Source organism: Pseudomonas sp. Leaf59 (assembly GCF_920984685.1).
GTDB lineage: Bacteria > Pseudomonadota > Gammaproteobacteria > Pseudomonadales > Pseudomonadaceae > Aquipseudomonas.
Genome location: NZ_CAKLBR010000005.1, coordinates 15500 through 37747, shown reverse-complemented (window position 1 = coordinate 37747; position 22248 = coordinate 15500). Strand labels below are relative to the sequence as shown.

20 protein-coding genes are annotated in these 22248 nt (G+C 61.7%); 10 read left to right on the top strand and 10 right to left on the bottom strand.

Annotated features, from left to right (window positions below; genetic code table 11):
* Positions 1-230: 230 nt before the first annotated feature.
* A complete protein-coding gene (yihA, locus tag LUB09_RS07080) occupies positions 231-872 on the bottom strand; it encodes a ribosome biogenesis GTP-binding protein YihA/YsxC (RefSeq protein ID WP_015373414.1) in 642 nt (213 codons plus the stop codon).
* Positions 873-1168: 296 nt separating this feature from the next.
* Here yihA and LUB09_RS07075 point away from each other — a divergent pair, with 296 nt between their 5' ends.
* From LUB09_RS07075 to LUB09_RS07055, 5 genes are all read left to right on the top strand, one after another.
* Positions 1169-1780 (top strand): c-type cytochrome, encoded by a 612-nt coding sequence (locus LUB09_RS07075; RefSeq protein ID WP_231422165.1) that lies wholly within the window; start codon positions 1169-1171, stop codon positions 1778-1780.
* Positions 1781-1948: 168 nt separating this feature from the next.
* Positions 1949-2584, top strand: coding sequence for a thiol:disulfide interchange protein DsbA (gene dsbA, locus LUB09_RS07070; RefSeq protein ID WP_231422163.1), 636 nt, complete (start codon positions 1949-1951; stop codon positions 2582-2584).
* Positions 2585-2594: 10 nt separating this feature from the next.
* A complete protein-coding gene (locus LUB09_RS07065) occupies positions 2595-3473 on the top strand; it encodes an endonuclease/exonuclease/phosphatase family protein (RefSeq protein WP_209986876.1) in 879 nt (292 codons plus the stop codon).
* Positions 3470-5485 carry a GGDEF domain-containing protein gene (locus LUB09_RS07060; RefSeq protein WP_209986881.1) on the top strand — a complete coding sequence of 672 codons (2016 nt, stop codon included), beginning with the start codon at positions 3470-3472 and terminating at the stop codon, positions 5483-5485. The genes LUB09_RS07065 and LUB09_RS07060 overlap by 4 nt, the downstream gene beginning before the upstream one ends.
* Positions 5486-5572: 87 nt before the next feature.
* The gene (locus tag LUB09_RS07055) at positions 5573-6349 is read left to right on the top strand and encodes an N-acetylmuramoyl-L-alanine amidase (RefSeq protein WP_209986884.1); all 777 of its coding nucleotides are present in this window, start codon (positions 5573-5575) and stop codon (positions 6347-6349) included.
* A gap of 78 nt (positions 6350-6427) precedes the next feature.
* Here the strand turns inward: LUB09_RS07055 and LUB09_RS07050 are convergent, their stop codons facing one another.
* Both LUB09_RS07050 and algB read right to left on the bottom strand, forming a co-directional pair.
* Complete coding sequence (locus tag LUB09_RS07050; RefSeq protein ID WP_209986889.1) at positions 6428-8215, bottom strand: ATP-binding protein; 1788 nt, start codon at positions 8213-8215, stop codon at positions 6428-6430.
* A 10-nt stretch (positions 8216-8225) separates the two neighbouring features.
* Positions 8226-9572, bottom strand: a complete 1347-nt coding sequence (gene algB / locus LUB09_RS07045; RefSeq protein WP_003233753.1) for a sigma-54-dependent response regulator transcription factor AlgB — start codon at positions 9570-9572, stop codon at positions 8226-8228.
* A 393-nt stretch (positions 9573-9965) separates the two neighbouring features.
* Between algB and LUB09_RS07040 the strand changes: the two genes are divergently transcribed.
* The 5 genes from LUB09_RS07040 to LUB09_RS07020 all read left to right on the top strand — a co-directional run bounded on the left by LUB09_RS07040 (position 9966) and on the right by LUB09_RS07020 (position 14356).
* Entirely contained in the window at positions 9966-10250 is a 285-nt protein-coding gene (locus LUB09_RS07040) for a hypothetical protein (protein WP_209986891.1), read from the top strand.
* 79 nt (positions 10251-10329) lie between these two features.
* Positions 10330-10494, top strand: coding sequence for a DUF1328 domain-containing protein (locus LUB09_RS07035; RefSeq protein ID WP_003187386.1), 165 nt, complete (start codon positions 10330-10332; stop codon positions 10492-10494).
* A 2-nt stretch (positions 10495-10496) separates the two neighbouring features.
* Positions 10497-10967: an inhibitor of vertebrate lysozyme family protein gene (locus tag LUB09_RS07030; protein ID WP_057006174.1), complete on the top strand. Its 471-nt coding sequence runs from the start codon at positions 10497-10499 to the stop codon at positions 10965-10967.
* 729 nt (positions 10968-11696) lie between these two features.
* Positions 11697-13028, top strand: coding sequence for a glutamate/aspartate:proton symporter GltP (gltP, locus tag LUB09_RS07025; RefSeq protein ID WP_231422161.1), 1332 nt, complete (start codon positions 11697-11699; stop codon positions 13026-13028).
* 98 nt (positions 13029-13126) lie between these two features.
* Positions 13127-14356: a nucleoside recognition domain-containing protein gene (locus tag LUB09_RS07020; protein ID WP_057006172.1), complete on the top strand. Its 1230-nt coding sequence runs from the start codon at positions 13127-13129 to the stop codon at positions 14354-14356.
* A gap of 94 nt (positions 14357-14450) precedes the next feature.
* On the opposite strand, the gene LUB09_RS07015 is transcribed toward LUB09_RS07020, so the two are convergent.
* The 7 genes from LUB09_RS07015 to LUB09_RS06985 form a co-directional block, all read right to left on the bottom strand.
* Complete coding sequence (locus tag LUB09_RS07015; protein WP_231422159.1) at positions 14451-15062, bottom strand: ABC-type transport auxiliary lipoprotein family protein; 612 nt, start codon at positions 15060-15062, stop codon at positions 14451-14453.
* Positions 15059-15997, bottom strand: coding sequence for an MlaD family protein (locus LUB09_RS07010; protein ID WP_209986904.1), 939 nt, complete (start codon positions 15995-15997; stop codon positions 15059-15061). Before LUB09_RS07010 ends, LUB09_RS07015 begins: the two co-directional genes overlap by 4 nt.
* A gap of 1 nt (position 15998) precedes the next feature.
* Positions 15999-16802, bottom strand: a complete 804-nt coding sequence (locus LUB09_RS07005) for an ABC transporter ATP-binding protein (protein ID WP_209986907.1) — start codon at positions 16800-16802, stop codon at positions 15999-16001.
* Positions 16799-17947 carry an ABC transporter permease gene (locus tag LUB09_RS07000; protein WP_231422158.1) on the bottom strand — a complete coding sequence of 383 codons (1149 nt, stop codon included), beginning with the start codon at positions 17945-17947 and terminating at the stop codon, positions 16799-16801. The genes LUB09_RS07005 and LUB09_RS07000 overlap by 4 nt, the downstream gene beginning before the upstream one ends.
* Positions 17948-18001: 54 nt before the next feature.
* A complete protein-coding gene (locus tag LUB09_RS06995) occupies positions 18002-19033 on the bottom strand; it encodes a DUF5924 family protein (RefSeq protein WP_209986913.1) in 1032 nt (343 codons plus the stop codon).
* A 70-nt stretch (positions 19034-19103) separates the two neighbouring features.
* Complete coding sequence (locus LUB09_RS06990) at positions 19104-20489, bottom strand: M16 family metallopeptidase (RefSeq protein ID WP_231422157.1); 1386 nt, start codon at positions 20487-20489, stop codon at positions 19104-19106.
* A gap of 57 nt (positions 20490-20546) precedes the next feature.
* On the bottom strand, positions 20547-22205 hold the full coding sequence (locus LUB09_RS06985; protein WP_209986919.1) for a Na/Pi cotransporter family protein: 1659 nt from the start codon (positions 22203-22205) through the stop codon (positions 20547-20549).
* Between the last annotated feature and the right edge of the window lie 43 nt (positions 22206-22248).

Here is a 22248-nt window from a genome sequence, read left to right as displayed (position 1 = left end):
CGTTTGACGTGGGAAATAGCCTTCAGGTATTTCACAGTTTTTCGGGCGGGCCGGAACTTAACCTGTGAATTGCTACTCAGAGTCTCTGAATGGGTGGTGAAGCCCTTCAAAGCTCCTATGTTGTGTTAAGTGTTGGCAGATATCCGGACTCCGCCCTAGCGGTCCGGAACTTGAACCCCGAACTTCCCCTCCCCATACGAAGTCCGGGGTTTTTTTTGCCTGCAGAAAAGCTATTCGGCGATTTCTGCGCCCTTGTCTGCCAATTCCATCCAGCCGGCCAGCACGGTGTAGGCGTCTTCCAGGCCCATGCGCTTTGGCGCCGAGAACAGCTGGATGGTGATGGTGTCACCCCAGCCCTTGCGGATTTCGGCCTGCACCTTGAGCAAGGTGTTCTTGGCCGCGCCGTAGGTGAGCTTGTCGGCCTTCGTCAGCAGGATATGCATCGGCATGCCGCTGGCGACAGCCCAGTCGAGCATCAGCAGGTCGAAGTCGGTCATTGGATGACGGATGTCCATCATCAGGATCAACCCTTTCAAACTCTCGCGGCCACCCAGATAGGCCTCCAGGTGACGCTGCCAGTGCAGCTTCAGCGGGATGGGTACTTTCGCGTAACCGTAGCCTGGCAGGTCGACCAGGCGACGCTCGTCGTCCAGCTTGAAGAAGTTGAGCAGTTGCGTGCGACCCGGGGTCTTCGAGGTGCGCGCCAGGCTGGCGTGGGTCAGGGTGTTCAGTGCGCTGGACTTGCCAGCGTTGGAGCGGCCGGCAAAGGCGACTTCAAAGCCTTCGTCATCGGGGCATTGGTCCACTTTGGCGGCGCTGAGCATGAAGGTGGACTGTTGGCACAGACCGAGGATGGGATTCTTGAGTTGCATGAGATTTCCGATGTGAGCGGTGCCGAAAAAGGGGGCGGCAAGCGGTGTCGTTTCCGTTTAAGTAACGCGAGTATATGATGCCGCAGATTTTGTGTGTGCTTTCATGGCGCTCAGGCTACACAGGAACCCCAGGCGCTGTACAACCGAGTTTGTGTTCAAAGGCAATACCGCGCGTGGTTTTATGCAGGGCCGCAAGGCTGGAGATCACCAGGTCGTCGATCCGTTGATGATGAGTAAACCCGGTAGATAACGTTTAAAACTTCTGGCCGCAGTTGGATGAGTAGTTGGATTAGCTGATGAATAAACTGATCGTAAGTCTGCTGTTGGCCCTGGGCATCACCGGTGTTGCCCAGGCTGCGGGTGACGCCAAGGCGGGCCAGACCAAAATTGCCGTATGTGGGGCCTGCCACGGTCCCGATGGCAACAGCCCGGTGCCGAATTTTCCCAAGTTGGCAGGTCAGGGCGAGCGCTACCTGGCCAAGCAGATGCACGATATCAAGGACGGCAAGCGTACGGTGCTGGAAATGACCGGCTTGCTGGCCAACTCCAGCGACCAGGACATGGCCGACCTCGCGGCATACTTTGCCGCCCAGAAAGGCAGCGTGGGCGCCGCTGACCCCAAGCTGGTCGCCCGTGGCGAAAAGCTGTTCCGCGGCGGTGACCTGAGCAAGGGCCTGCCGGCCTGCACCGGTTGCCACGCGCCCGATGGCACGGGCAATGCTGCTGCGGGCTTTCCGCAGTTGAGCGGTCAGTACGCGCAGTACACCGCCAAACAACTGACTGATTTTCGCAAGGAAGACGCAGGCCGGGCCAACGATGGCGAGGCGATGACCATGCGCACCATCGCCCGCAAGCTCAGCGATGAGGACATTGCGGCCCTCTCCAGTTACATCGAGGGTCTGCACTGATGGGCCGCGACGTTAACACTCGATTAATCCCGCGATGCAAGCATAAAAAGGGTGGCCCGGGCCGCCCTTTTTTGTGGCCGCTGCCGTTACACTAACGAACTCATGTCCGCGTAGACCTGTCACAACTAAAGGTCGCGTGAGGCGACTTTATTTGTCCAGGAGTAAAGCATGCGTAATCTGATCCTCAGCGCCGCTCTCGTCACTGCCAGTCTTTTCGGCATGACCGCACAGGCCGCCGATGTGCCGCTTGAAGCGGGTAAAACCTACGTCGAGCTGGCTAACCCGGTGCCGGTTTCGGTACCAGGCAAGATCGAGGTGGTGGAGCTGTTCTGGTATGGCTGCCCGCATTGCTACGCATTTGAACCGACCATCAATCCCTGGGTCGAGAAACTGCCCAAAGACGTGAACTTCAAACGCATCCCGGCCATGTTCGGCGGCCCTTGGGATGCCCACGGCCAATTGTTCCTGACCCTGGAAGCCATGGGTGTCGAGCACAAGGTGCATAACGCCGTATTCAACGCCATCCAGAAGGAAGGCAAGCGTCTGACCAAGCCGGACGAAATGGCTGACTTCGTGGCCACCCAGGGTGTCGACAAAGAAAAATTCCTCGCTACCTTCAACTCCTTCGCCATCAAGGGCCAGATCAAGCAGGCCAAGGAACTCGCGCAGAAGTACGGGGTGCAAGGCGTGCCTACCATGATCGTCAACGGCAAATACCGTTTCGACCTGGGCTCCACTGGTGGTCCTGAAGCGACCCTCAATGTCGCTGACCAACTGATCGCCAAAGAGCGTGCAGCCAAGTAAGGGGCTCGTCATGCGCCGCTGGGGAACCGAACGTGGCATTGGCCTGCACGAACCGCAGGTCAATGAACATCACCTGGAGTCAACGGGCCTGCCGGCGGACAGCCGTCTGCGCTTGCTCAGCTTCAATATCCAGGTGGGCAACAGTACCGAGAAGTATCGGCACTACCTGACCCGTGGCTGGCAGCACCTGCTGCCCCACAAAGGGCGCACCGGTAACCTGCAGAAGATCGGCACCCTGCTCAATGACTTTGATCTGGTCGCGTTGCAGGAAGCTGACGGCGGCAGTCTGCGCTCGGGCTATATCAACCAGGTGGAACACCTGGCCCAGCTCGGCGGCTTCCCCTACTGGTACCAGCAACTCAATCGAAACCTCGGGCGTCTGGCGCAGCACAGCAATGGTGTGCTCAGCCGCCTGAAGCCGACGGCCATCGAGGATCACCCGCTTCCAGGCCCGAAGGGGCGCGGCGCAATCCTCGTGCGATTCGGCGAAGGCCCGGAAGCGCTGGTAGTGGTGATGATGCACCTTGCCCTCGGCGGGCGGACGCGCAACCTGCAACTGGCCTACGTGCGCGAGCTGATCGGCAACTACAAGCACCAGGTGTTGATGGGGGACATGAACACCCACGCCAACGACCTGCTTCTGAATTCACCGTTGCGTGACCTCGGGCTACTGGCGCCGCAGGTCGAAGCGACGTTTCCCAGCTGGCGCCCGCAGCGCTGCCTGGACCATATCCTGCTCAGCCCGACCCTCACGCTGGAAAGTGTGCAGGTCCTGGCGCAGCCCATTTCCGATCACCTGCCCGTCGCGGTAGAGATTCGTCTGCCGGGTTCGCTCACGGTTGATGCATTGCCCGCGTTGAGCACCAGCCCTCGCGGACCCCTTGCATGAGCGACGACGCCGAGCGCTGGAAAGAAAAATACCTGTTAAGCATCGAGCAGCAGGACAAGCTCGAACGCCGTTGGGCCGCCCGCCTCGACCTGCTGCGCCGGGGCCTGGTGCGCAGTACGCTGGCCGCTGAAGGCACCGACCGCGCCGTCGACCAATGCATGAAGGAAATGCGCGATGTGGTGCGCACCGACGACATGGACGCCGCCCTCGCCGCCTTGCTGCCGCGCCTGGAAAAAGCCGTGCTCGATTCAGAGCAGCGCCGCGAGACCCGTGTCGACCAGATCAGCACCGCGCTCACCGCCCTGGTCGCCCAGCTGCAGCAATTGCCACTGCCGCGCGAGGTGGCGCGCCCGCTCAAAGCCTTCGCCAAGCAACTGGACAGTCGCGTGGGCCAGGCTCGTGAGATTCCGCTGCTGCTCAGCGAATTGAGCAGCCTGCAGGGGCAGGCGTTGAATAATCTGGAGGCTGACGGCGAAACTCCACGGCCTGGTCCAGGTTTGCTGCAACGCTTGTTCGGGAGCGCCAAGGAGGTCGCGCCCGAAACGGTGGCCGATGAGCCTCCGGTAAAGCCGACGTCAAAACCGGTTGCTCCAGAGCCTGTGACTGAAGAGCAGGCCGCTGCACCTGCCGAACCGCCACCCCAAGTCTTGCCGACCCCTGCGCCATTGCCGCAATCGCTGACAGCAGCGCCTGCGGTTGAAGTCGCCGCACAACCCAAGGTCGAAGCGGCACTTGCAGAAACCGCCGTCGCCGAACCTGCCGCTGATCCTGAACCCGAACCTGAAGCCGAAGAGCCGCCCAACGAAAGCGCGCTCGCGGCCTTTATTGAAACCCCCGAAGTGCTGGTTGATACACCGGAGGAGACCAGCATCGGCAGCCTGTCGCTGCCGCCCGTTCTTGAGGACGAAGAAGCCGACGAGCAGCCCGGGGAAAGCGGCTATGCCCTGCCCGACTCGCCGGAGCCTTCCTACAGCTCCGTGGCCCGGCATATCGAAAGCACCTTGCTCGGCCTGCTGGAAGACCTGAGCCTCCCAGAGCGCCACCGGCCCCAGGCCGAAGCCATGCGCGAGCGCCTGGCCAATGGCTTGAACTGGTACGAGCTGCTGCCGATTCTCGATGACCTGGCGGTGCTGATGCTGGCGGTCACCGACAGCGGCCAGCATGAGTTCGAGGCTTATCTCAAGCACCTCAACGAGCGTCTTGAAGCGTTCCAGGGCCATCTGCAGGTGGCCAGCGATGACCACCTCGACAGCCGCTCCGCCGCCCGCCAGCTTGACACGCAGATACGCGAACAGGTCGACGGCTTGCAAAGCAGCGTGCAGGAAGCGGCCGACCTGGACAGCCTCAAGCAGGTATTGGAAAGCCATATCGAAGGCTTGCTCGGCACCATGGACGAGCACCGCCAGCAACGGGACCAGCGCGAAGAGGAAGTGGCAGCGCGGCTCCAGGGGCTGGCCGAACGCGTCGCCCACATGGAGCAGGAAGCGCTGGGCTATCGCGAACATATGGAGGTACAGCGTCAGAAGGCGTTGATTGACCCGCTGACCCGCCTGCCCAACCGCGCAGCGTGGAGCGAGCGTCTGGACCACGAGGTCAACGCCTGGCATCAGCGCGGCAACAGCCTGTCGCTGGCGATGCTGGACCTGGATCACTTCAAGCGCGTCAACGACGGCTACGGCCATCTGGCCGGCGACAAGGTGTTGAAGATCATCGCCAACGTGCTGCGCAAGCACCTGCATGGCCGCGACTTTATTGCGCGCTTTGGCGGCGAAGAGTTTGTGTTGCTGATGCCCGACACTTCACTCACTCAGGCGCTGGCTGTGGGCGAAGTGCTGCGGTCGGCCATCGAGGCCTGCCCCTTCCACTTCAAGGGCGAGCCGGTGACGATCACGCTGTCCATGGGCGTGGCGCAGTTCCAGCCGGGGGAGCGCAGCGACGTGGCGCTCAAACGCGCCGACGAGGCGTTGTATCGCGCCAAGGCCGCTGGGCGCAATCAGGTGCAGGCGGCGTAAAAATGTTCCATTTCATGATTTGAGCGCTGTGTCACACACCTTACGTTACACTGTTGCATTACCGTCTTCAGCGTGACGTCACTCCCTATGAAAACCCTGTACTTTGCCTTCCTGTTCATTCTGCTCGCCGGCTGCGCCAGTGGTCCGCGCATTGACACCAACCATCCCTCGGTCAACCACGACAATCGCGTGCAGTTCGTGATCGTCCACTACACCTCCACCAACCTTGAGCGCTCGCTGGCCTTGCTCACCCACGGCCAGGTCAGCAGCCACTACCTGATCGGCGACGACGCCAGCGCCACCATCTACAAGCTGGTGGATGAGAGCCAGCGCGCCTGGCATGCCGGGGAAAGCCAGTGGGCGGGCCGCACGTGGCTCAACTCCAGCTCCATCGGTATTGAAATCGTCAACCCCGGGTACACGGACACGCCGACCGGTCGCCTGTGGTACCCCTATTCAGAGGCCCAGGTGAAGTCCCTGGTGGTGTTGCTCAAGGACATCAGTAAACGCAACGGCATCGATCCCAAGAACATCATTGGTCACAGCGACATCGCGCCGCTGCGCAAACTCGACCCTGGTCCATTGTTCCCCTGGAAGCGTCTGGCCGACGAAGGCCTGGGCCAGTGGCCCGACGCCCAGGCGGTCGCCCGCTTCCGGCAGCAGTACGCAACGCAGCTGCCGAGCATCACCTGGTTCCAGGAAGAGTTGGCGAAGTTGGGCTACCCGACGCCGCAGACCGGCGAACTGGACGTGGCCACGCGGCATGTGATCGCGGCGTTTCAGATGCACTTCCGTGCGTCGCTGTTCGACGGCACGCCAGACGCCGAAAGCGCCGCGATCCTGAGTGCTCTGAACCAACGCTAAACCCCAGGAGGGCGCGTGGCGAGCGACCTTTATGGTGAGCGGCCTCTGTGGCAGCGGGCTCCCGACGAAGCCTGCGAACTACAGGGGCAACGCCATATAAAACTGCGTACCCTGCCCCGGCCGCGAGTACACGCCCATGCGTCCGCCGTGCAATTGCACGATTTCCTTGCACAGTGCCAGCCCCAGGCCTGCGCCACCTTTCTTGCGGCCCACCTGCACAAAAGGTTCGAAGATGCGCCCTTGCTGGCCATAGGCAATGCCTTCGCCATTGTCTTCGACGCTGACAATCACCCGCTCGCCATGGCGTCGTGCCTGCAGGTGGATTTGCCCGCCTTCGGCGGTATGACGCAGCGCGTTGGCCAGCAGGTTGTCGAGCACTCGCTCCAGTTGCGCCTGATCGGCGTACAGCCGTGGCACGTCGGCCTGGGCTTCCACCAGCAATTCAATATGTTGCGCGTTTGCCGTCTCGGCAAAGCGCGCGCGCGCATGCTCGAGCAGGTCCGTCACGTCGCATGGCCCCAGCGTGAGTTTCTGCAGGCCATTCTGGTAGCGCGAGAAGTTGAGCAAGTCGTTGATCAACTGCATCAGGCGCTGCATCTCTTCGTTGACCGTATCCAGCAGGTCCGCCTCACGGGACTCTGCCGGAAACTTCGCGCGCTCGCGAAAAAGACCAAACGCCATGTGCATGCCGGTCACCGGCGTGCGCAACTCGTGTGAGGCGCGCAATACGAACTCGCTGCGCACCCGCTCGAAGGCACGCTGCTCGGTGACGTCATGCAGCACCATCACCGCGCCGAGGATATGCCCCTGGGTATGACTCACCGGCGTAAGGCTGTAGGTCAGCAGGCGCAATTCGCCTTCGACTTCCACTTCCAGATCATCCGGCGCCCGCTCCAGGTTGCCGCCGCGCAGCACCAACTGCAATTGTTCATCCAGTTCCGGGCGCACCAGCGCTTCGCCCAGTCCCTGCCCCAGGCGCTCCTCGTCCCAGCCCAGTTGACGCTGTGCCACAGGGTTGAGGTGCTCAAGGCGGCCTTGGCGATCGATCATCAGCAGGCCGTCGTCGATGCTGTCGAGCACCGCCTGCAGGCGCTGCTGGCCGGCCAGAAGTTCGTCGACATTGGTTGCCTGATGCTGGCGCAGCGCCTCGGCCATGATGCCGAAGCGCCGGGTCAGCTGGTTCATTTCCGCCGCTGACGAGATCGGCAGCGTCACCTCGAAATCGCCCTGCCCGATCTTGTCGGCCGCCTTGGCCAGGGCTTCGATCGGCCCACCAAAGCGTCGTGCGATGCCATGGGCGGTGATGAAGCCGATAATCAGCACGGCAAGTCCAACCACCCCCAGCGCCGCAGCGATCAATAATGCACGGTTGCGCGACTTGTGTTCGCTGGCGTTGATGTTTTCCAGGGCTTGTTTGTGTTCGGCGATCAGGCCATTGCGCAAGGCGTTGAAGCTATCGGTCAGTTTCTGATTTTTTTTGTTCGCCAGTGGCGATCGCTGGGCTTCGTCGAACGCTTTCAGAAAGTCCAGGTAGTCGATGCGCGCCTGGCTGAAACCGTTGATTCGTCCATCACGCTTTTCATGGGCGATACCTTCGTCCAGCAACGCAAAATATTGCTGCTTGGACGTCTCCAGGGCCTTGGCGTCGGGTTGCTCTTCCAGCATCAGGATCAACTGGTCCCCCAGGCTCTGACGCAGCTTGAGCCCCAGGTCCAGGGTGATGAAGTTGCTGCGGATCAGCGATTCCTGGCTCTTTGCCATTTGCATCACGCTGACCAGCCCCAGCACCAGGCCCAACAGGGCCACGGTGATCAGTGCGGAGATGCTCAGGAATAACCGAGTGCGCAGTTTCATCGCAAGCTTCATAAGGTAAAGCTCACAGGTTGTACTGTTTGCGTTTGCGGTACAGCGTCGAGGCGTCGATACCCAGTGTACGGGCCGCCTGATCCAGGGTGTCGCTGGTGGCCAGTACCGCGCCGATGTGGGCTTTTTCCAGCTCATCCAGGCTCAACGCCGCACCGATGCGCGGCGCATTGTTGGTCGGCTGTTCCGCCATCCCCAGGTGGCTGATCTCGACTTTTTCCTGGGGGCAGATAATGCTCGCGCGTTCCACGACGTTGCGCAGTTCGCGGATATTGCCCGGCCAGCGGTAGTTGAGCAGTGCTTCGCGAGCCTGGTCGCTGAAACCTCGCGCCGGTCGTGCGTAGTCCTTGACGAAGCGCGCCAGGAAACGGTCCGCCAGGGTCAGGATGTCTTCACTGCGTTCGCGCAACGGCGGCAGGTGCAAGGTGATGACGTTGAGACGGTACAGCAGGTCTTCACGGAAGCGGCCGTCACGCACCATGTCTTCCAGGTTCAGGTTGGTGGCCGCGAGGATGCGCACATCGGCGCGGCGGGTCACCGGATCGCCGACGCGTTCGTATTCCTTGTCCTGGATAAAGCGCAGCAACTTGGGCTGCAGGGTCAGCGGAAAGTCACCGATCTCATCGAGAAACAGCGTGCCGCCGTCCGCCTGGTTGACCCGACCCAGCGTGCTCTCGCTGGCCCCGGTGAAGGCGCCGCGGCTGTGGCCGAACAACTCGCTCTCCATCAGTTCCGCCGTGAGAGACGGGCAGTTGATGGTGACGCAGGATTTCTTGGTGCGCTTGCTCCAGCCATGAATGGCCCGCGCCAGCTCACCCTTACCGGTGCCGGATTCGCCCAGGATCAGGATGTTGGCGTCGGTGCCGGCCACCTGGCGTGCGGTTTCGAGTACCACCATCATCGCCGGGCTATGGGAATCGAGGCCGTCCTTGGGTTTGCGCACTTCGCCCTCCAGCGCCTCCAGACGCGCGGAGAGCTGGCGCACTTCCAGCTGTTTGGCGGTGGCCAGACGCAATTGGTCCGGGCTGCACGGCTTGACCAGATAATCGGCCGCGCCGGCCTGGATCGCATCCACGGCGGTGTCGACGGCCGAATGCGCGGTGACGATCACCACGCGCATCCACGGCGCCTGAATGCGCATCTGCGCCAGCACGTCCAGGCCATTGTCTTCGCCCAGGCGCAGGTCGAGGAAGCACAGGTCGAACACCTGACGCTGCATCAGGGCATCGGCCTGGGCGGCGCTGTTGGCGGTAGCTACGGTGTAGCCTTCGTCTTCCAGGCAGTAACGGAAGGTGCGGAGAATCGCGGATTCGTCATCCACTAAAAGAATGCGGCCTTGAAGTTCCTTGGCTGATTCCATCTGTCCCGCGCTCCTTAACTTTAAATGATGATGGTGATTAGTCCCGGAATAATCGGGCAAGTTGCATGGTTTATTCTGATCGATAAAAGGCGACTTCGCGCAGCTATCTGCGCACCTTCTTACAGCACCCCAGGCTAGTGGCGTTTTTAGCCCTTCGTGCCACTTCGGCAACCGCTGCGGCGGGTTCTATCCCTCGATCCGACCACTGGCCATCGTGCATTTCGCACGGCCTGCAAGGGGGCATCGTGCAGGATGCTGGGGCATTTGTATTGGGTTCAATCGTAAATGGTTGATTTAATTGATATTTATTTTGAAAAAAAGCTGGCATGCGCTCTGCAATACATCTCCCAAGAGTGTCATGAACCAATAATCAGAATGCGGGAGAAATGCAGCATGACTCGCCAAAGCCTCAGCCAATTGCGTGTATCGCCACTGCGCCTGCAACAGGGTCTGTTTGCCAGCCTGGCCCTGATGATCACGTTGATTGGCGGCCAGCAGTTGCAGCACTGGCAACAGAGTCAGCAGCAAGTCCCGCAATTCGACCGTCCGGCCATGACGCAAAACCATTTTCGTTCCATCGCCAGCGCGACTGCCGATGTGACTGCCCCGCAATTGCGTGTGGTCGACCAGGATTCCACCCTGGACGCGCTGCCTACGCAAGAGCGCTGGGTGTTCTAGGCAATAAATCGGGCGCCGTACTGAGCGACCGCACTGCACTACAGCTGTTACCCCCTATGAAAGCGTAAGGAGAATCACCATGTTGAGTTGGGCAATCACGTTTCTGATCATCGCCATTGTGGCTGCAGTCCTCGGCTTCGGTGGCATCGCCGGCACCGCCACAGGTATCGCCAAGATCCTGTTTGTTGTCTTCCTGGTGATGTTCATCGCTTCGTTCTTCTTTGGTCGTAAAGGCCGAGGCTGAAGATGACCACTCTTTCTTTTAAAGCCATTACTGTCGCCCTGTTGTTGGGCGGCAGCGGTTTGGCGATGGCTGCCAATGACGGTCAGACCCGAGCCAACGAATTGCTCAGTGCGGACCCGCAGTACCGTGAAACCTGGCGAGACGTGGTGAAGAAAGAAGAGCGCCTGCCGGAATGGGTGATGAACCTGTCCGGCTCGGCCGAACAACAGATGACCGCAGTTGAAGAAGATGGCGACAAGTACTTGGTCGGGCCGCTTTGCGAGACTGCAGACACCTGCCTGAACAAGCGTCTGATCGTAGCCGTCAGCTTTGACAAGGAAGATGCCTACGCCCTGTTGGTGGAAGTCCCGGCCGGTTTGCCGAAGGACAAATCGCCGACGCGGCACGCCGATTACCGGTTTATCGGTAAGCCGGACGAAGGCATGCAAAAGCTGTTGATGGAACAGCTCAAGAAAGATCCGAATTGGTACTAGGTTCCGTTTGACGCACTCAGCGTCTGCGGGGCCGGCGTCCATAGAAAGAAGCCCGTCGCTTTTTTCTGTCTGCATCGCTCGCCAAGGGCGATGCATGACCAGGGGGCCGGGTTGCTCTGATCAATCGAGATCGGCGTGACCTACGGGTACAGGGAGTGCCTGCGCAAGGGCCGGGTCAGGTGAAAAGCTGCGACGCAAGTTCACAAGTCCTCAAGCTTGCTGAACTTGCGGCGGGCTCGTTGCTCTGATGGGCTGCTTCCCATACCAGCCTTAGCCGAATATTTCGTTTTCGCTCTTTACCAACCATTACTGGTTGTGTCGTCGCGACCACCTATCGAGAAAGTTTTGCCCCCTCCATAGGATATTTCTGACGCGTACTCCGTTAATTTACGGGCGTTTGTGCCAGCCCTTCAGCGCACGTCTGTCTCTCTGAGCAAGCCTGTATTGGCAGGTTCACGGCATGTTTGCCCGTCATATTGGCGTAATCGAACTGACCGGTCGGACAGTTATTTCCCAAAAAAGCCATGCCGATTCGGCATAGGGTAGGCGTTTACGGCATTAGACGTTGCGCCCTTGCATGGGAATAGTTGCGCCTTTTTTCGCCTGCCAGTAAGCCATTTCGGCCATGCGGCGGTGACCTTCCATGGAGGCTTGTGCACACACTTTTTCGCTCTCGAGCGTTGCGGCTGGCGCATTCGCCTTAAGTTCACGTGAAGTAAGGGTAATGACATGAAGAAGGCAAAACTAAGCCTCGCCTGGCAGATCCTCATCGGTCTGGTCCTGGGGATTGCAATCGGTGCGTTGCTCAACCATTTCAGTGCTGAAAAGGCCTGGTGGATCAGCAACGTCTTGCAGCCGGCAGGCGATATCTTTATCCGCCTGATCAAGATGATCGTGATCCCAATTGTGATTTCCTCGCTGATCGTCGGCATTGCCGGGGTCGGTGACGCGAAAAAGCTGGGTCGGATCGGTGTCAAAACCATTCTTTACTTCGAAATCGTCACCACCATTGCCATTGTTGTCGGCCTGTTGCTGGCCAACCTGTTCCATCCGGGCGCAGGCATCGACATGAGTACCCTGGGCACTGTCGATATCTCCAAGTACCAGGCGACTGCCGCCGAGGTGCAGCATGAACATGCGTTCATTGAGACCATCCTCAACCTGATCCCCTCGAATATCTTCGCCGCCGTCGCCCGTGGCGAGATGCTGCCGATCATTTTCTTCTCGGTGCTGTTCGGCCTCGGCTTGTCGAGCCTCAAGCCCGAGCTGCGCGAGCCGCTGGTGACCATGTTCCAGGGCGTGTCCGAGAGCATGTTCAAAGTCACCCATATGATCATGAAGTACGCCCCCATCGGTGTCTTCGCGCTGATCGCGGTGACCGTCGCCAACTTCGGCTTCGCTTCCCTGCTGCCGCTGGCCAAGCTGGTGATCCTGGTTTACGTCGCCATCCTGTTCTTCGCCTTTGTGGTGCTGGGCCTGATCGCTCGCCTGTTCGGCTTCTCGGTGATCAAGCTGATGCGCATCTTCAAGGATGAACTGGTGCTGGCCTACTCCACCGCCAGTTCCGAGACCGTGCTGCCGCGCGTGATCGAGAAGATGGAAGCCTACGGCGCGCCTAAGGCGATCTGCAGCTTTGTGGTGCCGACCGGTTACTCATTCAACCTCGACGGCTCGACCCTGTACCAGAGCATCGCCGCCATCTTTATCGCCCAGTTGTATGGCATCGACCTGTCGATCGGCCAGCAACTGATGCTGGTGCTGACTCTGATGGTCACCTCCAAAGGGATTGCCGGCGTGCCGGGCGTGTCCTTCGTGGTGCTGCTGGCCACCCTGGGCAGCGTGGGCATTCCGCTGGAAGGCCTGGCCTTCATCGCCGGCGTCGACCGCATCATGGACATGGCGCGTACCGCGCTCAACGTGATCGGCAATGCCCTCGCCGTGCTGGTGATTTCTCGTTGGGAAGGCATGTACGACGATGCCAAAGGCGAGCGCTACTGGAACTCGCTGCCGCACTGGCGCACCCGCACAGCAGTGCCGACCGCCCAGGCCACTCGCGGCTGATCGCCCTCAGGCGCTGAAACAAGCCCCGGAAAATTCCGGGGTTTGTCGTTTCTGTCAGCCCCGTTATCATTCGCCCCATCTTTCGGGGGATTTAACTGATGCTCAATGGCCTGTGGCTTGGCTTCTTTGTCGTGGCAATGGTGTCAGCACTGGCGCAATGGCTGGTGGGCGGTAACGCCGGAATTTTCGCGGCGATGGTCGAAAGCATTTTCGCCATGGCCAAATTGTCGGTGGAAGTCATGGTGCTGCTGTTCGGCACCCTGACCTTATGGCTGGGCTTTTTGCGCATCGCCGAAAAAGCCGGGATCGTCGACTGGCTGGCCAAGGCCCTCGGGCCGCTGTTTCGCCGGCTGATGCCCGAAGTGCCCGCCGGCCACCCGGCCATCGGCCTGATCACCCTCAATTTCGCCGCCAATGGCCTGGGCCTGGACAACGCCGCGACGCCCATCGGCCTGAAGGCCATGAAGGCGCTGCAGGAACTCAACCCCATCCCCAACACCGCCAGTAACGCGCAGATCCTGTTTCTGGTGCTCAACGCCTCGTCGCTGACGCTGTTGCCGGTGACCATCTTCATGTACCGCGCCCAGCAAGGCGCCGCCGACCCGACGCTGGTCTTCCTGCCGATCCTGCTGGCCACCAGCGCCTCGACCCTGGTGGGCCTGCTGTCGGTAGCGGTGATGCAGCGCCTGCGGTTGTGGGACCCGGTGGTGCTGGCCTACCTGATTCCCGGTGCGCTGGTGCTAGGTGGTTTCATGGCGTTGCTGGCCACCCTGTCCGCCACGGCGCTGGCCGGGCTGTCGTCGATCCTTGGCAACCTGACGCTGTTTGGGTTGATCATGCTGTTTCTGCTGATCGGTGCGCTGCGCAAGGTCAAGGTATACGAGGCGTTTGTCGAAGGGGCCAAGGAAGGCTTCGATGTGGCGAAAAACCTGCTGCCCTATCTGGTGGCGATGCTCTGCGCAGTCGGTGTGCTGCGTGCTTCCGGGGCGCTGGACTTCGGCCTGGAAGGCATCCGTCACCTGGTGGCGTGGACCGGCATGGACACGCGGTTTGTCGATGCCTTGCCGACCGCGATGGTCAAGCCGTTCTCAGGCAGCGCGGCGCGGGCGATGCTGATCGAGACCATGCAGACCCAGGGCGTGGACAGCTTCCCCGCGTTGGTGGCGGCGACGATTCAGGGCAGCACCGAGACCACGTTTTATGTATTGGCGGTGTACTTTGGGTCGGTGGGGATTCAGCGGGCAAGGCATGCCGTGGGGTGTGCGTTGCTGGCGGAGTTTGCCGGTGTGGTTGCGGCGATTGCGGTGTGTTACTGGTTCTTTGGCTGAGGCTGAAATCGCTATCGGGATCAAGCCCCCCTCCCACATTTTGAAAGCGTTCACAGGTCAAAATGTGGGAGGGGGCTTGCTCCCGATGAGGCCCTCAGCGATTCGTTGCTCTACTGCCCTGCTCAACCACCCAATCCACCACCTGCCTGTTCAACTGATCCCCCGCCAATCCAAACCCGGCGACTACCGCCGGCACCTTGGTATCGGCCACCGGCTGCCTTACCTCAAACCGCCGGCTGGCAATAATCCGCTGATCACTGCCCCGCACCACCCGCGCATCCAACCGAATCACCACCTGCACCGCACTGCCCTGGTATTCGCTCTGAAACGCCTGCAGCTGTCCGCCCAGCTCATAGTCGGCTTGCAGGTTGGTCTCGTCGGTACTCAGCAGCGTCACCCGCCCATCGCGCTGGAAGCCGTCGAGCAGGCGATTGCGCAGCAGCACCGGCGCCGGGTCGCTCCAGCGCGCGTGGGCATAGCTGCTGATCAGGTTGCCATTGGGCACCACGGCAATGCGCGGGCTGTCGAGAAACTCGCTGGTCTGGGGCTTGGTCACGCGCAGCGACCAGCTCAGCGGGGCGCCTTGTGTGGCGGCGGGCGTTGCCGTCAGGCGATACACGTCCGAAGGGTCCGCTTTGGGCAGGATCGAGCACGCGCTCAGCAGTGCCAGGGCCAGTGGAGCGATCAGTTGGCAAGCACGCTTCATGGCGTGAACTCCTTGTTTTTGTCGCTGCCCAGCAGGTAGCCGCTGGGGTTGGCTTCCAGGCGCCGGGAAATGGCGCGCAGCGACGCGAGGGTTTCGCGCAGCTCGCGCACGGCCGGCGCCAGTTCGTTGAGGCCCTGCATGCCGCTGTTCACCGAATCCTTATTTGTGGTGAGCAAGGTGTTGATGGTGGCGGTGCTTTGCTGCAGGGATTTCATTGCCTGCTCGGCGCTGCCGAACGCCTGTCTGCCCTGATCGTTGAGCAAGCCATTGGCGTTGCGCATCAGCACGGTGGTCTGCTCAAGCGCAGCGGTGGCCTGCTTGCTTACCTGCATCAGTTGTTGCATCACCACCTTGATATCGCCGCGCTGATCGGCAATGGCGCCAGTGGTTTGCTGCAGGTTGTCGAGGGTCTTGCTCAGGCGGTCGACGTTCTGCGAAGAAAACATATTGTTGGCGTTGTGCAGCAGCAGGTTGATGCCGGTCATCAGGTCATTGCTGTTATTGAGCAGCCGCGCGATGGGCGACGGTGAGGCGATGATCAGCGGCAGCTCGCCATCCTTGCCCTTGAGTTCGGGGCTTTGCGGCGTGCCGCCGCTGAGCTGGATGATCGAGGTGCCGGTGATGCCGGTCAGCGCGAGCTTGGCCTGGGTGTCTTCCTTGATCGGTGTCTGCCCGGCCAGGCGGATGCGCGCCAGCACGCGGCGCGGGTCTTTCGGGTCCAGGCGCAGGCTGGTGACGTCGCCCACCTTGATCCCGCTGTACTGCACCGAGCTGCCCTGGGACAGGCCGCTGACCGCCTCGTTGAAGATCACTTCGTAATCCTGGAAGGCGCTGTCGACGCTGGATTTGGCCAGCCACAGGCCAAACAGCATCGCGCCGACCACCACGATCACGCTGAACAGACCGATCATCACATGATGGGCGCGGGTTTCCATGTCATACCTCGTTGAGCGGTTGAGCGGCATCCAATGCCGCGCGGCCCCGTGGGCCGTGGAAATAGTCGTGAATCCAGGGGTCGTCGGTTTCCGAGACGACATCGATGGCGTCGGCCACCAGCACTTTCTTCTGCGCCAGCACCGCCACGCGGTCGGTGATGGTGTACAGCGTGTCCAGGTCATGTGTGACCAGAAACACGCTCAGGCCCAGTGCGTCGCGCAGGGTCAGGATCAGTTGGTCGAATTGCGCCGCACCAATCGGGTCGAGGCCGGCAGTGGGTTCGTCGAGAAACAGGATATCCGGGTCCAGTGCCAGGGCACGGGCCAGGGCCGCGCGCTTGATCATGCCGCCGGACAGCGATGCCGGGTATTTGTCGGCGGCCGACAGCGGCAAGCCGGCCAGGGCCAGCTTGACCGCCGCCAGGTGCTCGGCGTCGGCGCGGCTGAGGCCGGCGTGTTCGATCAGCGGCAGGGCGACGTTCTCGGTGACGGTGAGTGACGAAAACAGCGCGCCCTTCTGGAACAGCACGCCAAAGCGGCGTTCCACCAGGGAGCGTTCGTGCTCGGGCAGGTTCGGCAGGTTCTGGCCGAACACACGCACCTCGCCGGCGCTGGGCCGGCGCAGGCCGACGATACTGCGCAGCAGCACCGACTTGCCGCTGCCGGAGCCGCCGACCACGGCGAGGATCTCGCCTTTGTACACATCCAGGTCGAGGTGTTCGTGCACGCTCTGGCTGCCAAAGCGATTGCACAAGCCACGCACTTCAATCACCGCCTCGGCGGGTGCACGCAGTGGACGGCTCACCAGCCCATCTCCATAAAGAACAGTGCGGCGACCGCATCCAGCACGATCACCACGAAAATCGACTGCACCACGCTGGAGGTGGTGTGGGCACCTACCGACTCAGCACTGCCGCTGACCTTGAAACCTTCCAGGCAGCCAATGGCCGCGATCAGAAACGCGAACACCGGCGCCTTCACCAGGCCCACCAGAAAATGCTGCACGCCGATGTCCGATTGCAGCAGCGACAGAAACATTGCCGGCGAAATATCCAGGGCCACGGCACACACCACGCCACCGCCGACAATGCCCGAGAGCATCGCCAGAAACGTCAGCATCGGCAGCGCCACCAGCAGCGCCATGACGCGCGGCAACACCAGCAGCTCCATCGGGTCCAGGCCCAGGGTGCGGATGGCGTCGATTTCTTCATTGGCCTTCATCGAGCCGATCTGCGCGGTAAAGGCGCTGGCCGTGCGGCCGGCGATCAGGATGGCGGTGAGCAATACGCCGAATTCACGCAGAAAAGAGAACGCCACCAGGTCCACGGTAAAAATCGTCGCGCCGAAGCTCTTGAGCACCGTGGCGCCCAGAAACGCCACCACTGCGCCCACCAGGAAGGTCAGCAGGGCGACAATGGGCGCCGCGTCGAGGCCGACCTGCTCCAGGTGCGCGACCATCGGCGTGAGGCGCCAGCGTTTGGGGCGCAGCATGCCGCGGGCGAAGGTTTCAAGGATCAGGCCGATAAAGCCCAGCAGCTGTTTGCTGTCCTGCCACACGGTGTCCACCGCCCGGCCGATACGCGCCAGCAACTGGACGCTGGTGGCCTCTTCCGGACCTTTATCGGGCACGCAGAAATCGTTGAGGGAGCGGTAGACGGTCTTGAGCAACGCGCGGTCGGCGGCGGACAAACTGCAATCGGTCTGTTCGGCCGATTGCTCGATGCGGGTGGGGCCGAGTAACTCCACGAGCAGCGACGCGCCGGCAGTGTCCAGCGCGCCGAGGCCGTTGAGGTCGATGCGTGCGGCGGCGTCGTACTGGCCGTCGAGCCTGGCTGACAGTGTGCGCAGGCTTGCGTAGTGGGCCAGTGTCCAGTCCCCCGTAATCCGCAACTGTGGCGGCGAGATGGACGTATCGAGGTGGGCTGCGCCGGGCGTGGGACTGCTGGTCATAAGCTCCGAGCTTGTCTGCTATTTCGCAATGGCTACGTAATAGCACACTACCGTCTACGTTGGGTTGTCCGTTTGTGCGGTGTCCGTCACTTTGAAGCGCAGCACGCCGATCACCTGCCCGTCTTCGGTGAGCACCTGCACCTGCCAGCGCCCTACGGCGTCGCCGGGGAAGTTCTGTTTGTGGGTCCAGGCGCGGTAGCCTTCCTTGCGTCCGCCATGGATATCGAGGGCGATGCGGTCGACTTCTTTCCCGTTGAATTTCCACACATGGTAGATCCGCTCATCGAGCCCGCGCGGCGCGTTGATGGCGGTGTAGGCGTAAAGCCCGCCGCTGCGCAACTGGGCAGCGTTGACTTCCTTGAGGTCGTCACCGGGCGTGCGATCCTGCATTTGCGTGCTGATGGCCACTTCGGTCATCCACAGCGTGGCGGGCGGCACCCAGCTGCGCAGGAACCAGCCAGCGCAGCCGATGGCGGCCGTGACCCCCAGCAGCATCGCCCAGCCCCTGAGGCTACGCAGCGGCAGGCTCAACGCCAGGCTGGGAATCGACAGCGCCATGGCCACGCCGAGCGCCAGCTTGTAACTCTCGGCGGTGGTCAGGTGCAGGATGATCGGCAGCGCGGTGAGCAGCGCGGCAAACAGTGTCAGGGTGTGCAGGGCCAGGAACAGCGAGCGCTTGGGCGCCAGCCATTTGTAGTACAGCGGGTCGATGATCGACACCAGCGCCGCCGCGCCCAGCAGGCCGGTAAACACCGATTGGCCGCTGTTCCAGGCGGTGGTGACGAAGAAAAACGGCAGCACGAAAAACAGGCTTTCCTGGTGGATCATCTGGGTGGCATAGCGCAACAGCGGTTCGGGGATTTCCCGCTTGAACAGTTTGGCGAACAGTTGGGTAAAACTGTTTTCCAGCATCAGCCACAACCAGCTCACCAGCATGATCACCGCGATCCAGCTGGCCATGCCCTGCTGGCGGTCCACCAGAATGAAGCTGCCCACACCCGAGATGAAGCCGCCGAGTGCGATCACCCCTGGGTAGCGCTTCATCAGTTCGAGGATGCGCTGGATTACGTGACTCAGGTTTGGCATTCGGCGATTCGCAGTAGGTGTAGGAAAAGATCCCGGACAGAATAGCGTCTCGGTACGCGTGTGCGGTGGCTCACTGCGCGATCCGTTTGCGATAACCGCGCACGCCGATCAACACAATCGCGATCAGCCCGAGCACGCCGGCGCCGATCCAGTTCAGAGCGTCGTAGCTGAGCAGCGGTTTTTCGATGCGCCAGTAGCCCGGTTGCTTGAACACCTGGCGCATGGCCTGGTTGGTCTGTTCCAGGCTGACCGCTTTGATGCGCTTGACCGGGTCGCTGAAGCGCCCGTTGGCGTACTCGCCGGACGCGCTCCAATAATAGTCGGCCAAGGCGCTGTTGCCCTGCACGGCCCAGGCCTGGCGGGCGACGGCGGCCTGTTGCAGGCGGGCGAAGGCGGCCGGCTCGAGGCCGTCCTTGAGCAGCCTGGCTGTGAGGTCGTGCAGCACCTGTTGGGCCTCGGGGAGGTCTTCGCGTTCAAGATCGGCATTCAGGCTGAGGAAGCCGACACTGCCGAGTACTTCGCGCTCACTCCAGGGGCCGTAGGATAAACCGTGCCTGAGGCGCAGTTCGCGATACAACGCCCAGTCGAGGTAATCCTTGAGCAAGTCGTAGGTTTCGTCGTGCTGATCGTCCAGCATCGGCTCGGGAAACAGCCAGTGCAACTTGGCGCCGTCGCCGACCCAGCCGCGCATCAGGTCGCGACGATGAGCGGCGGCGTGCTGGATTTCGGGCAGGGCCAGGTGGTCGGTCGGCTCGACCGGGTCGAGTTCGCCGTAGGTGCGCTCAAGGTAGGCCGGCAGCAGTTTGTCGAGGTCGCCGACGATAATCAGGGTCATGTTGTTGGGGGCGTACCAGTTTTTGCGCAGTGTCTCCAATTGATCGCGCGTGAGTTGACCGACCTCGGCCCGTTCGGCGCACTTGAGGCCCAGCTCGACCGCCAGTTGATTGCTGGCGGTGTGGCCCAGGTCCTGACGGTCGAGCAGGCGCTGCAGGTGCGAATAATGCCCGCCGTCCTCGCGCTCGACGACGCGCTTGGCGGCATTGATATTGGCGTCGGTCAGTTCGGTGCGGGTGAGGATGGCCAGCAGCAGGTCGAGCACCTTGCGCTGGTTGTGTGCCGGGGCCTCGATCACAAAGGTGGTGTCGGCGTTGCTGGTGTAGGCGTTCCACTCGCCGCCCAGGGCCTGCATGCGGTCTTCGAGATCACCTTCGCCGCCACCGTCGATGCCGCTGAACAACAGGTGTTCGAGCAGGTGCGGCAGCTCTTTTTGCTCACAACTGAAGTCATCCAGGCCCACGCCAACCACCAGGCGAATCGCCACATGCCCGCGTTCGGTGCCTGGCTTGAGCAGCACTTGCAGGCCGTTGGGCAAGGTGTAGCCCTCGACTTGCAAACGGTCAAAAGCAAAGGCATGGGCAGAGCCCATGAGCAGACAGGCGAACAACAGGCGACGCATAACAAGCTTCCTGGCGAGTGAGGTCAGCTTTAACTGACTTCACGGGCCACCATCCGTTCAGGGTGAATGCGTGATGTCGGCAATATCGTCGGAGGAGAGTGCGCCGGTGTCGGACGTTTCCAGCACGACATAGGCGCTGCTGCAAAACAGCGAGTTGAGGCGCTTCATGTCGGCAATCAGCTCCAGGTGCAGGGAGCTTGTCTCCAGGCTCTGTACGATCTTGTGTTGCAACCGGCTGACATGGGCGTGGGCCAGGCGACGCTCCTGGGCGCGGAAGCGGCGTTTCTCGCGCAGTAACTGGCGGGCGCTTTCCGGGTCGGCACTCAGGAACACCGACAGACCCAGGCGCAGGTTGGCGATCAACTGGCTGTGCAGGCCCGAAAGCTCCTCCAGGCCGACCTCGGAAAACTGGCGGCGCTGCGAGGTCTTCTGCTGCTGCACCTTGCGCAGCATGCGCTCGATCAGGTCGCCGGCCAGCTTCAGGTTGATCGACAGCTCGATGATCTCGGCCCAGCGCCGGCTGTCGTGTTCGCCCAGGTCTTCGCGCGGCATCTGCGCCAGGTAAAGCTTGATCGCGCTGTACAGCGCCTCGACGTCGTCGCTGAGACTGCGCATTTCCTGGGTGATGGCGGTTTGTTTGCCGCGCAGCACTTCCTGCATGGCCATCAGCATGTTGTCGATCAGGTCACCCAGGCGCAGGGTTTCCCGCGCAGCGTTGGCCAGGGCGAGGCTCGGTGTGGCGAGGGCGGCTGGGTCCAGGTGGCGCGGCTTGGCCTTGCCGTTGACCTCTTCGCGCTCCGGCAGCAACCACTCGCACAGCCGCGCCATCGGGCCGATGGTGGGCAGCAGGATCAGGCAGCGGCTGACGTTGTAGAGCAGGTGGAAGCTGATGACCATGCCCTGGGCGCTGTAGTCCAGGCTGTCCATCCACAGCACCAGCGGGTCGAGCACCGGGATGATCAGCAGCAGGCCGATCAGTTTGTAGAGCAGGCTGCCCAGCGCCACCTGGCGCCCGGCGGCGTTCTGCATGCTGGTGCTGAGGAAGGCCAGTATGCCGCTGCCGATATTGGCGCCGATCACCAGGCCGATGGCCACATGCAGGCCGATCACGCCGGCACCGGCCAGGGTGGCGGTAAGCAGCACGGCGGCCAGGCTGGAGTAGGAAATCATGGCGAACAGTGCACCGATCAGGGCGTCGAGCAGGATGTCGCCGGTCAGCGAGGCGAAGATCACTTTGACGCCCTGAGCATGGGTGATCGGTCCGGCGGCTTCGACGATCAATTGCAGGGCGAGGATGATCAGGCCGAGGCCGATGCCCACGCGGCCCAGTTGGCCGGCGCGCGTCTGTTTGCGTGACAGGAAAAAAATAACACCGAGGAAAATCAGCAGCGGTGACAACCAGGACAGGTCGAAGGTCAGCACCCGCGCCATCAGCGCCGTACCGACGTCGGCACCGAGCATGGTCGCCAGTGCGGGCACCAGCCCCATGAGGCCTTGGCCGACAAAGGACGTCACCAGCATCGCGGTGGCGTTGCTGCTTTGCACCATGGCCGTCACCAGAATACCGGCGACGAAGGCCAGCCAGCGTTTGGACATGTTCTGCCCGATGACTTGGCGCAAGTTGGAACCGTAGACCCGCAGAATGCCGGTACGGACGATGTGCGTGCCCCAGATAAGCAGGGTCACGGCGGAAAGCAGATTGAGCAAGGTCAGCATGCTCGGCCCCCCGTGTGGGTGTGCTCCATGAAGAGCGAAGGAA

Bases quoted from the DNA above. Each gene is read 5' to 3' on its own strand.
- LUB09_RS07040 (WP_209986891.1), top strand. From the start codon at position 9,966: ATGACTCGCCAAAGCCTCAGCCAATTGCGTGTATCGCCACTGCGCCTG.
- LUB09_RS07015 (WP_231422159.1), bottom strand. From the start codon at position 15,062: ATGAAGCGTGCTTGCCAACTGATCGCTCCACTGGCCCTGGCACTGCTG.
- LUB09_RS07050 (WP_209986889.1), bottom strand. From the start codon at position 8,215: ATGAAGCTTGCGATGAAACTGCGCACTCGGTTATTCCTGAGCATCTCC.
- LUB09_RS07065 (WP_209986876.1), top strand. From the start codon at position 2,595: ATGCGCCGCTGGGGAACCGAACGTGGCATTGGCCTGCACGAACCGCAG.
- algB (WP_003233753.1), bottom strand. From the start codon at position 9,572: ATGGAATCAGCCAAGGAACTTCAAGGCCGCATTCTTTTAGTGGATGAC.
- LUB09_RS07000 (WP_231422158.1), bottom strand. From the start codon at position 17,947: ATGACCAGCAGTCCCACGCCCGGCGCAGCCCACCTCGATACGTCCATC.
- yihA (WP_015373414.1), bottom strand. From the start codon at position 872: ATGCAACTCAAGAATCCCATCCTCGGTCTGTGCCAACAGTCCACCTTC.
- LUB09_RS06990 (WP_231422157.1), bottom strand. From the start codon at position 20,489: ATGCGTCGCCTGTTGTTCGCCTGTCTGCTCATGGGCTCTGCCCATGCC.
- LUB09_RS07020 (WP_057006172.1), top strand. From the start codon at position 13,127: ATGCTCAATGGCCTGTGGCTTGGCTTCTTTGTCGTGGCAATGGTGTCA.
- gltP (WP_231422161.1), top strand. From the start codon at position 11,697: ATGAAGAAGGCAAAACTAAGCCTCGCCTGGCAGATCCTCATCGGTCTG.
- LUB09_RS06985 (WP_209986919.1), bottom strand. From the start codon at position 22,205: ATGCTGACCTTGCTCAATCTGCTTTCCGCCGTGACCCTGCTTATCTGG.
- dsbA (WP_231422163.1), top strand. From the start codon at position 1,949: ATGCGTAATCTGATCCTCAGCGCCGCTCTCGTCACTGCCAGTCTTTTC.
- LUB09_RS07055 (WP_209986884.1), top strand. From the start codon at position 5,573: ATGAAAACCCTGTACTTTGCCTTCCTGTTCATTCTGCTCGCCGGCTGC.
- LUB09_RS07075 (WP_231422165.1), top strand. From the start codon at position 1,169: ATGAATAAACTGATCGTAAGTCTGCTGTTGGCCCTGGGCATCACCGGT.
- LUB09_RS07010 (WP_209986904.1), bottom strand. From the start codon at position 15,997: ATGGAAACCCGCGCCCATCATGTGATGATCGGTCTGTTCAGCGTGATC.
- LUB09_RS07060 (WP_209986881.1), top strand. From the start codon at position 3,470: ATGAGCGACGACGCCGAGCGCTGGAAAGAAAAATACCTGTTAAGCATC.
- LUB09_RS07035 (WP_003187386.1), top strand. From the start codon at position 10,330: ATGTTGAGTTGGGCAATCACGTTTCTGATCATCGCCATTGTGGCTGCA.
- LUB09_RS06995 (WP_209986913.1), bottom strand. From the start codon at position 19,033: ATGCCAAACCTGAGTCACGTAATCCAGCGCATCCTCGAACTGATGAAG.
- LUB09_RS07030 (WP_057006174.1), top strand. From the start codon at position 10,497: ATGACCACTCTTTCTTTTAAAGCCATTACTGTCGCCCTGTTGTTGGGC.